The organism is Pseudomonas sp. SZ57 (genome assembly GCF_009495975.1).
GTDB lineage: Bacteria > Pseudomonadota > Gammaproteobacteria > Pseudomonadales > Pseudomonadaceae > Aquipseudomonas > Aquipseudomonas syringae.
The window spans coordinates 19092-29209 of the sequence record NZ_WIBD01000024.1 but is presented as its reverse complement, the minus strand read 5'-3'; the positions used below and the strand labels follow the sequence as shown (position 1 = coordinate 29209).

Here is a 10118-nt window from a genome sequence, read left to right as displayed (position 1 = left end):
TGCGTCGTCAGTGCCATCGCGGTTGAAAAGCACTTTAGAGCACTAACTACGCACAACCAGCAGCACGGATGTGACGCAGAGCGTCACGAAAGACATGCCAACGCGGAGCATTGGCACGATAGCAGAGGTGTTTTTATAGTGAGAAATCACTTTCTCGCGGCTTTGGCCACGTCCAGCCTGCGCAGGTGGCAGGTGACTTCTTCGCGGTCGTGGTAGAGCTGTTTGCAGCCGATGGACACGCGTACCCCGCGCGCCTGAAAGCCTTCTTCGATGCGGTCGAGCAGTCGGCGTACTTCAGCGTAGCGCTGTTTCATCGGCAACTTGAGGTTGACCACCGCTTCGCGGCAAAGACCTTCACCCAGCCAGGTTTCCAGCAGGGCTGCATTGCGCGCAGGCTTTTCGACGATGTCGCAGACCATCCAGTCCACGGGCTGTCGAGGCTTGTAGGTAAAACCGTCCGCCATCAGATGCTGCACCAGCCCGGTGTCCATCAGGCTTTCCGCCATCGGCCCGTTATCGATGGCGGTCACCAGCATGCCGCGTCGCACCAGTTGATACGTCCAGCCGCCCGGCGCGGCACCCAGGTCCACGCCGGTCATGTCGCCGGAAAGGCGCTCGTCCCACTGGTCTCTGGGAATGAAGTGATGCCAGGCCTCTTCAAGCTTCAGGGTCGAACGGCTTGGCGCCTCGCGGGGAAACTTGAGGCGCGGGATGCCCATGGGCCACATGGCGGAGTTGTCCGCATCGGCCAGACCGAGAAACACCTCGCGACCACTCTTGAAGGTCAGCAGCAGACGCGGCTTGCGCGGGTCATCCACCAGTTTGCCTGCCTGAGTCAGGGCCTTGCGCAGCGGCGCTTCGAACTTCTTGCAGAAATTCGACAGTTCCTTGCCGTCGTTGGTATCCACGACCTCCAGCCACATACTGCCGCAGGTAGGGAACGCCGCCAGCTGCGCGAGAATCACACTGATGCGATCGGTTTCCGGCAACTCGAGAAACAGCCCCCGCGCCCACTGCCGGGGAAAGATCAGCTTGTCGAAGCGCTGACCGTTCATCAGCCGTTCGGCGCCATCCGCCTCGGTGCAGATGAATTCGGCGCAAGCCGTGTCGGGACGGGCCTTGGCATACCCGGCCACGTCCAGGCGCGCGGCGTGATCGGCTATTTCCGAGCAGACTTCGCCCTCAAAACCGGGTCGGCAGTGCATAAACAGTGTATTCATGGGTTACTCCTGGGCAGTGGGCACTCGGGCGTAACCCCGCAGACTTGAAAGCCGCGCATGATAGCCCAATCCAGGAACCACTGGTGCGGCCGAACAGTCCACACAACTTGAAGCCTGATGCGGCGCTCCCGACCTGATGCACATGGAGCCCGTGAACCGATGTTCGGAGAACATTCCTCAAAGGAGACATTCATGCCCTCCCTCGATAGCCTGAAGAGCCTTAAAACCCTCGAAATCGATAACAAGACCTACCACTACTTCAGCCTGCCGGAAGCCGCCCGATCGCTGGGCGATCTGGACAAGCTGCCCATGTCACTCAAGGTGCTGCTGGAAAACCTGCTGCGCTGGGAAGACAACAAGACGGTAACCGGCAACGACCTCAAGGCCCTCGCCGACTGGTTGACCGAGCGTCGTTCGGACCGGGAAATTCAATACCGCCCTGCCCGCGTCCTGATGCAGGACTTCACCGGCGTACCGGCGGTGGTCGATCTGGCCGCCATGCGCGCGGCCGTAGCCAAGGCCGGCGGCGATCCGCAGCGAATCAACCCCCTTTCCCCGGTGGACCTGGTGATCGACCACTCGGTGATGGTCGACAAGTTTGGCAACGCCGAAGCCTTCGGCGAGAACGTCGATATCGAGATGCAGCGCAACGGCGAGCGCTACGCGTTCCTGCGCTGGGGCCAGAGCGCTTTCGATAATTTCAGCGTGGTGCCGCCCGGCACCGGCATTTGCCATCAGGTGAACCTCGAATACCTGGGCCGCACGGTATGGACTAAGGAAGAAGACGGCCGCACTTACGCGTTCCCGGACACCCTGGTCGGTACCGACTCGCACACCACGATGATCAACGGCCTGGGCGTGCTGGGCTGGGGCGTGGGCGGTATCGAAGCCGAAGCGGCGATGCTCGGCCAGCCGGTGTCGATGCTGATCCCGGAAGTGATCGGTTTCCGGCTGACCGGCAAACTGAAGGAAGGCATCACCGCTACCGACCTGGTGCTCACCGTCACCCAGATGCTGCGCAAGAAAGGTGTGGTCGGCAAGTTTGTCGAGTTCTACGGCGACGGCCTGGCCGATCTGCCGCTGGCCGACCGCGCGACCATTGCCAACATGGCGCCCGAATATGGCGCGACCTGCGGTTTCTTCCCGGTCGATGACGTGACACTGGACTACCTGCGTCTGTCAGGTCGCCCCGACGAAACCGTCAAGCTGGTCGAAGCGTATTGCAAGGCTCAGGGTCTATGGCGTCTGGCGGGCCAGGAACCGGTGTTCACCGACAGCCTGGAACTGGACATGAGCACGGTCGAAGCCAGCCTTGCCGGCCCCAAGCGCCCTCAGGATCGTGTAGCACTGCCGAATGTGTCCAAGGCGTTCAGCGATTTCCTCGGTCTGCAGGTCAAGCCTGCCAAGGTCGATGAAGGTCGGCTGGAGAGCGAAGGCGGCGGCGGTGTCGCGGTTGGCAACGAGGCCCAGGTCAGTGGCGAAACCCAATATGAATACGACGGCCAGACTTATCACCTGAAAGACGGCGCCGTGGTGATCGCGGCGATCACGTCCTGCACCAACACTTCCAACCCCAGCGTCATGATGGCAGCCGGGCTGGTCGCGAAAAAAGCCGTCGAGAAAGGCCTGAAACGCAAGCCGTGGGTAAAAAGCTCGCTGGCACCCGGTTCCAAAGTGGTGACCGATTATTACAACGCAGCGGGTCTGACCCAATACCTCGACGCCTTGGGCTTCGATCTGGTCGGTTACGGCTGCACCACCTGCATCGGCAACTCCGGTCCGCTGCTGGAGCCTATCGAGAAAGCCATTCAACAGTCCGACCTGACCGTTGCGTCGGTGCTGTCGGGCAATCGTAACTTCGAAGGCCGTGTCCATCCGCTGGTCAAGACCAACTGGCTGGCATCGCCACCCCTGGTAGTTGCCTATGCGCTGGCAGGCTCGGTGCGCATCGACATCAGCAGCGAACCGCTGGGCGAAGGTGCAGACGGCAAGCCGGTTTATCTGCGTGATATCTGGCCGAGTCAGCAGGAAATCACCGACGCTGTGGCCAGCGTCAACACCGGCATGTTCCACAAGGAATACGCCGAAGTCTTTGCCGGCGACGAACAATGGCAAGCCATCGAGGTGCCGCAGGCTGCCACCTACGTCTGGCAGGACGATTCCACCTACATTCAGCACCCGCCGTTCTTCGACGGCATCGACGGTCCGCTGCCGGTTATCGAAGACGTGGAAAACGCACGCATCCTGGCACTGCTGGGCGACTCGGTGACCACCGACCACATCTCCCCTGCCGGTAATATCAAGGCCGACAGCCCAGCCGGGCGCTATCTTCAGGATAAAGGCGTCAAGTATCAGGACTTCAACTCTTACGGCTCGCGCCGTGGCAACCATGAAGTGATGATGCGCGGGACCTTTGCCAATATCCGTATCCGCAACGAAATGCTAGGCGGCGAAGAGGGTGGCAACACGGTGCATGTGCCCTCCGGCGAGAAGCTGGCGATCTACGACGCGGCCATGCGTTATCAGACAGAAGGCACGCCGCTGGTGATCATTGCCGGTCTGGAATACGGCACGGGCTCTAGCCGTGACTGGGCTGCCAAGGGTACCAACCTGCTGGGCGTCAAGGCGGTCATCGCCGAAAGCTTCGAACGGATTCACCGCTCGAACCTGGTGGGCATGGGCGTGCTGCCATTGCAGTTCAAGAACGGCCAGACGCGCAAGACCCTCAGCCTGACCGGCAAGGAGACGCTGAAGATCACCGGACTGACCAACGCAGACGTGCAGCCGGGCATGAGCCTGACCCTGCATATCGAGCGCGAGGACGGCAGCAAGGAAACCGTCGACGTGCTGTGCCGTATCGATACGCTTAACGAAGTGGAATACTTCAAGTCAGGCGGCATTCTGCATTACGTGCTGCGCCAGCTGATCGCGTCCTGACACCCCTGAATGGGGCCTGCACCCTGTTTCAGGGTCAGGCCCCTGCATGAAAATTTTTATAATCTCGCCCCTGCCCTGCTGAACGCCGGATAGAATTCCCCGCTCTCAAGGCAGGACTTACTCATGACCACAAGGCACTGGCTGACTTTCTGCCTTCTGAGCAGCGGCTACGCGCTGGCGTTGTTTCACGGCAGCCTTGACCCTTCGGCAGCGCTGAGCTTTGGCGCGTTGTTCATTGCCTGGTTCTGCGTGGCGCGATCCTCTTATTCCTCCATCCGCCTGTGTGGCCACGGATTGTTCATCGTGACCGGTCTGGCGCTGGCCTTTCACCTGGCGCCTGGCTTCAATAACGCCAACGTCATCGAAGCAACGCGATTCAGTGCCGATGCCGCGCTGTTCTCCATGGACCTGAGTCTGGACAAGCCGCTGATCGGCTTCTGGCTGATACTGGCCTGCCCCTGGATTCTGCCCAAGGTTGACGTCGCCCATTCACTGCAAACCGGGCTTCTGGCGCTGATTGTGACCTCGGTGTTCTGCATGACCGCTGCGGTCATGTTGAACGTCGTCGGCTGGACACCGAAATGGCCTGCCCAGGGCCTGATATGGCTGCTCAACAACCTGTTGCTGGTGACCCTGACCGAAGAGCTGTTTTTCCGCGCTTATCTGCAAGGCAGCCTGATGCGCCTGTTCAAGAGCTCAAGGTATGCGACGGCATTATCGATCACCCTCGCTGCCGGCCTGTTCGGACTTGCGCACGCAGGTGCCGGCCCGCAGTGGGTGGCATTGGCAGGCATGGCTGGCGTGGGGTACGGCATCGCATTTCGTTTCGGCGGGCTGCAGGCCGCCGTCATCAGCCATCTGGGCCTGAACCTCGTGCATTTCGGGCTGTTCACCTACCCCATGCTGGCCCGCCAGGGCTGACTCTACGGTCACTTGTCGCACGCCGCTCAATTTATCGACGTGCCCGCCGATAACCACGCCATAGTCTTCCGGATCGAAGGATCGAAATCCCATGCGCAACAACCAGCCCGTCACTCAACATGAGCGGACATTTCCTGCCGAACAACGACTGATTTCCACCACCGACACCCGCGGCACCATCACCTATTGCAATGATGCCTTCGTCGATATCAGTGGCTACAGCGAAGCTGAATTGGTGGGTGCGGCGCACAACACCGTACGTCATCCGGACGTACCGCCGGCAGTATTCGAGCACATGTGGACCACGCTCAAGTCCGGGCAGCCGTGGATGGGTATCGTCAAGAACCGCTGCAAGAACGGCGATCATTATTGGGTCAATGCCTACGTGACGCCGGTGCTGGAAAACCGCCAGGTGGTGGGTTTCGAGTCGGTACGTATCAAGCCGACCGCCGAACAGATCCGCCGTGCCGAGGCGCTTTATACCCGGCTCAACAAGGGCAAGAGCGCCGTCCCAAGCCGCGACAAGTGGCTGCCGGTACTTCAGGACTGGCTGCCGTTCATTCTGGTCAGCCAACTGAGCTTCCTGATCGGCGTGTGGCTCAATTCACATTGGGGGTTTGCCCTGGCTGCGGCACTGTCGGTACCACTGGGCCTGCTCGGGCTTTCCTGGCAGCAACGTGGCACCAAACGCTTGTTGCGTCTGGCCGAACAGACCACTTCCGACCCGTTGATCGCGCAGATGTACACCGACAGCCGCGGCCCGCAAGCGCGCCTGGAAATGTCGATCCTCAGCCAGGAAGCGCGCATGAAAACCTGCCTGACGCGTTTGCAGGACACCGCCGAACACCTGAACAGTCAGGCCCGCCAGTCCAACTCGCTGGCCAATGCCAGTTCGATCGGGCTGGAACGTCAGCGTGTGGAAACCGAGCAGGTTGCCGCCGCCATCAACCAGATGGCCGCCACCACTCAGGAAGTCGCCAGCCACGTAAACCGTGCCGCTGACGCCACCCAGCAGGCCAACGAACTGACGCGTCGCGGGCGCGATATCGCCGGTGAAACCCGCGAAGCCATTCAGCGCCTGTCCACCTCGGTGGGTGAAACCGGCCTGACCGTGACCCGCTTGGCCAAGGACAGCGATGAAATCGGCGGCGTGGTCGATGTGATCAAAGGCATCGCCGACCAGACCAACCTGCTGGCCCTTAACGCCGCGATCGAAGCGGCGCGCGCCGGTGAGATGGGTCGCGGTTTTGCCGTCGTGGCAGATGAAGTGCGCCAGCTGGCGCAACGCACCGCCGAGTCCACCGGGCAGATTCATGGCCTGATCGCCAAACTGCAGCAGACCGCAACCGACGCGGTACACACCATGGACACGGGTCGCCGTCAGGCCGAAGAAGGCGTTGCCCGGGTGCTGGAGGCAGATCAGGCGCTGGTGGGCATCAGCGAGGCTGTCGCCAATATCACCGACATGACCACGCAAATCGCCACCGCCACGGAAGAGCAAAGCGCCGTGGCCGAGGAAATCAATCGCAACATCGCTACCATCGCCAGCCTGGCAGACCAGACCGCTGACGAAGCGCGTCGCTCTGCGGTATTAAGTGGCGAACTGACCGACACGGCCAACTCACAATATTCGCTGGTAGAGCGGTTTAATCGCTAAAGCCTGATACTGTTTGCCAAGCCTCGACAAACTTCGGTTGGTCGGGGCTTTTTTATGAGTATTAATAGTGTGCACTGCCAGCACCCTATTCAAATCTGACAGAACTTGAGAAGCCATCTGAAGAGCGTGTAGGATATTTCTTTAACATCTTTAACGACAGCAATGCAGTACTTTTGACCATTGACAGTGAACGCATACTCCGATTAGTTGAAACTCAGATGGTGCGGTAGTTATCTATTACCCCTTACGTCGACATACAGATCGTTTTCAACAAAGCATTCCTGCCCGGTCTGGACACCCCGGCACTTTCAATGCAGTTTTAAGCACAGCAGCCTACATTTCTGCCCATAACCTTGACGGCCTCGCACGCTAACGCGTGCGAGACCCTAATGATAAAGTTGAGTGAATATTCCTACGCAGGAGTGGGAATTCAGCCAAAACTTACTTTTTTACCTTCTGTAAGATTTATCTGTAGTTAATGTCCTACAGGTATTTCACGCACAAAAAGTCCTGAAAGAACACCCACATCAAGCCACACCCTTTATTTACAGCATCTCCGACACTAACGAGCGATAACTCACTATGCACATGATACCAAATGTAACTGCATAACCTCGCACAACCTTGGCTTACCTTTGATATCGGCAGACACTTGACCTGAACACTTATGTGCCTTGTAATATTTCCGTTGCCGACAACTGCCGGCACGCACATAACAACTCAACTTAATGTCAATAAAAGAGTTCACGATGGATAAAGAACAATCCACGGATGTAGCGGCGCGCACCCAAAAAAAACAAAACAATCCCAACAGCGCGAGCACTGTTCAAGAAGCCCCGCCCCACAAGAGCCTCTACCGACACGCGAGCCCCCTCCATCTTCCATCCGATATTTCCGATACGCTGAAAGCACCTGTGCTGCCTGACATCGATCCTGATTCCATCAGTCACGAACAGGCACATGCGGGCATTACCATTCATATCCCGGGGTCAGTCAAAATGTGCTGGGGTGACGAAATCCGTTTTTATTGGGGGAAAAACCTGTCATCGACAACGCTTTTTCATCGGGTAGGCGAAAACAGCGTGATACGTGTGCTGTGCATTTCCTACACTTTTACGCCCTATATTCAGTACGGTCTGGTTGATCTGTATTACGAGCTTTATCGTGATCATCGACTGATCGGTACATCGCCAGTGCTACGGGTGAACGTCAACTACGCAGTGCCTGTCACCTCCCGACAGAGACAACGCAAACGCAGGTTTACCGATCAATAACTGAAAAGCCCCCGGTGATCATTCACCGGGGGCTGTGGTGCTGCTCAGGCACTGGCCTTAAGAATCAGAATGCCAAGCGTAGCCCTACATTCGCTCCCCAGGGTTGCTCGATATGCCGACCTTTCATGTAATCGAAGTCTGCGTGCAGTTTCAGACGCTCGGACAGCGACACCGATACCCCGGCTCCCAGTTCGCCGCGCGAACCGAACAGGCTGTTATCGAATTTCACATCGTTGGCTTTCACCTCGTTGCGACGCGAAAACTCCTGTGCAACGGCGACGCGCACATAAGGCTGCAATACCCCGCCATCCTTGAGCGCGACACTGCGGCCCAGCGAGGTGCCCACCTTGCCCACTACCGATTGGGTCTGGTCGTTCTTCGCTTTCATGCCGTTGTCCAGGCGCAGTTCCTGTCCTTGAACGACGACACTGGACAACTGAGCGAACGGTTCGAGAAAGTAATCGTCCGCCAGTTTGATGTGGCGGCCGAACTCTACCCAGCCCCCTATCCCGTTGTTGGTGTAGTCACCCTTGGCATTGCTTGCATCGCTCATGGCAACATCTGCCTTGTTGCGAAAGCGGTTGAGTTTGAGCACGCCGTCAACGTAGTAGCCTTCGTCCAACAGCCAGGTGGCATAGGCGCCTGCATAGTAGCTGTCGACTTTACCCGTAGTGCCACGGCTCAAATCGATACCGGACGTGCTGTACCCTCCCAGCACACCCACTACCAGTTGGCCGTTGCTGACCTCGACGGGCGCATCGGCACCCAGCGACAGGCCACTTTGTTTCTGCCGGTAGTCAACACCGTCACTGGTCGTGGCATTCAGCCTGTTGCCATAGGCACGCATCCAGCCGCCCGCCCTGCCGCTTGCACGAACCTCACCCATGCGCGAACGCAAGGTAGAGAGCTCACTCATCCAGATGGCAGGTGCCGCGCTGTAAAGGGCAAGCGCGCTCTGGGTCGAAGGGCTTATGACCTTGTCTTTACCGACGATGAACCAGTCATTGCCTTGCTGCTCCAGCAAATACGAATAGGCGCCCAGGTCGACCCGCCCGCCCAGCAGGCTGAATTGCGCGTCGCCACCTTCGGTATGCACCACCTTGAGCGGTGCCATGTCGGCAGACACAACCTCCTCTCCCGTGTTGCGCACCCGCAAGCCGAACTGCCCACTGGCCTGACCGTTGACGTCGATGAGGTCTCCGACGCCGTTGTCCAGATCCACGCGCAAGCCGAACGTGCCAGCCCCTGACAACTCATTCAGCGAAAGGGTATGAAACCCTTCACCAGCAAACGAGACCCTGCCACCCTGCAGGGAAAGCGACCTGACGGCATTGTCGCCCTGCATCTGCCAGTGACTGCCCGAGGTAATCGCCAGACGGTTGCCATTGACGATGTCGCCGTTCAATTGCGCGCCGTTTTGCAGCGTGATGTTCAGGGTGCTGGTGTCATCGGCGACAAGGTTGCCATTGAGGGTGCTGTTGTCGACGTTGAAGTTGGCGGTGCTGTGATCTTCCACTTCCAGCAGGTTGCCATTCCCGGACCATAGCTCGGATTGGTTTTGCACAGCTATGTCGGCCTCGATGTCGAATGCGACGCGCTGGTTTACTTTGATAGCGGCCCCGCCCAGCCCCTCGACGATCGACCGGTCAATCACAGTGACGGACTTGTTTCCGTCCACTACTCCGTTGCCAGATCCATCTACCAGATTGATTCCATTCATGTCGCCTGTGACATGGCTGTTGTCAGCGATCAGCACATTGGCGCCAGAAGCAAAAATTCCCTGACCACCCTTGCCTTGCGACGCAAATCCGCGCACATCGGTATTAAAAATATTCAGCGCGCCCCACATCCCGACTGCAATGCCATAGCCAGAGCCCGATACCTCGCTTGAATGAGCCGATACCGAGGAACCAGGGTTGATAGCGCCGATCACTCCCTGAAGAACGATGCCGACACCTGTCGCGTTTTTTACGGTAGCGTTGGAGAGATTACCCAAGGCATCGGTGAGGCTGATACCACTCTCCACCACGCCGGACTCAATATTGACCGTAGCGTTTCTCACGCCAACAAAGTCTACTCGCCCACCGACAACATTAAGAACACTTTGAT

At 58.5% G+C, this 10118-nt stretch carries 6 protein-coding genes; 4 read left to right on the top strand and 2 right to left on the bottom strand.

What is annotated here, in order from left to right; genetic code table 11:
- Positions 1-146 precede the first annotated feature (146 nt).
- Positions 147-1220, bottom strand: a complete 1074-nt coding sequence (gene rlmM, locus GE543_RS20650; protein WP_153222274.1) for a 23S rRNA (cytidine(2498)-2'-O)-methyltransferase RlmM — start codon at positions 1218-1220, stop codon at positions 147-149.
- 192 nt (positions 1221-1412) lie between these two features.
- On the opposite strand from rlmM, the gene acnA reads away from it, so the two are divergent.
- From acnA to GE543_RS20630, 4 genes are all read left to right on the top strand, one after another.
- Positions 1413-4157, top strand: a complete 2745-nt coding sequence (gene acnA / locus GE543_RS20645; protein ID WP_153222273.1) for an aconitate hydratase AcnA — start codon at positions 1413-1415, stop codon at positions 4155-4157.
- 123 nt (positions 4158-4280) lie between these two features.
- Entirely contained in the window at positions 4281-5078 is a 798-nt protein-coding gene (locus GE543_RS20640; protein ID WP_153222272.1) for a CPBP family intramembrane glutamic endopeptidase, read from the top strand.
- 91 nt (positions 5079-5169) lie between these two features.
- The gene (locus GE543_RS20635) at positions 5170-6735 is read left to right on the top strand and encodes a PAS domain-containing methyl-accepting chemotaxis protein (RefSeq protein ID WP_153222271.1); all 1566 of its coding nucleotides are present in this window, start codon (positions 5170-5172) and stop codon (positions 6733-6735) included.
- Positions 6736-7484: 749 nt separating this feature from the next.
- Positions 7485-8009: a hypothetical protein gene (locus tag GE543_RS20630; protein ID WP_046270821.1), complete on the top strand. Its 525-nt coding sequence runs from the start codon at positions 7485-7487 to the stop codon at positions 8007-8009.
- A 64-nt stretch (positions 8010-8073) separates the two neighbouring features.
- Here GE543_RS20630 and GE543_RS20625 read toward each other — a convergent pair whose 3' ends face one another.
- Positions 8074-9939 carry an autotransporter outer membrane beta-barrel domain-containing protein gene (locus GE543_RS20625; protein ID WP_371927216.1) on the bottom strand — a complete coding sequence of 622 codons (1866 nt, stop codon included), beginning with the start codon at positions 9937-9939 and terminating at the stop codon, positions 8074-8076.
- Positions 9940-10118: the final 179 nt, after the last annotated feature.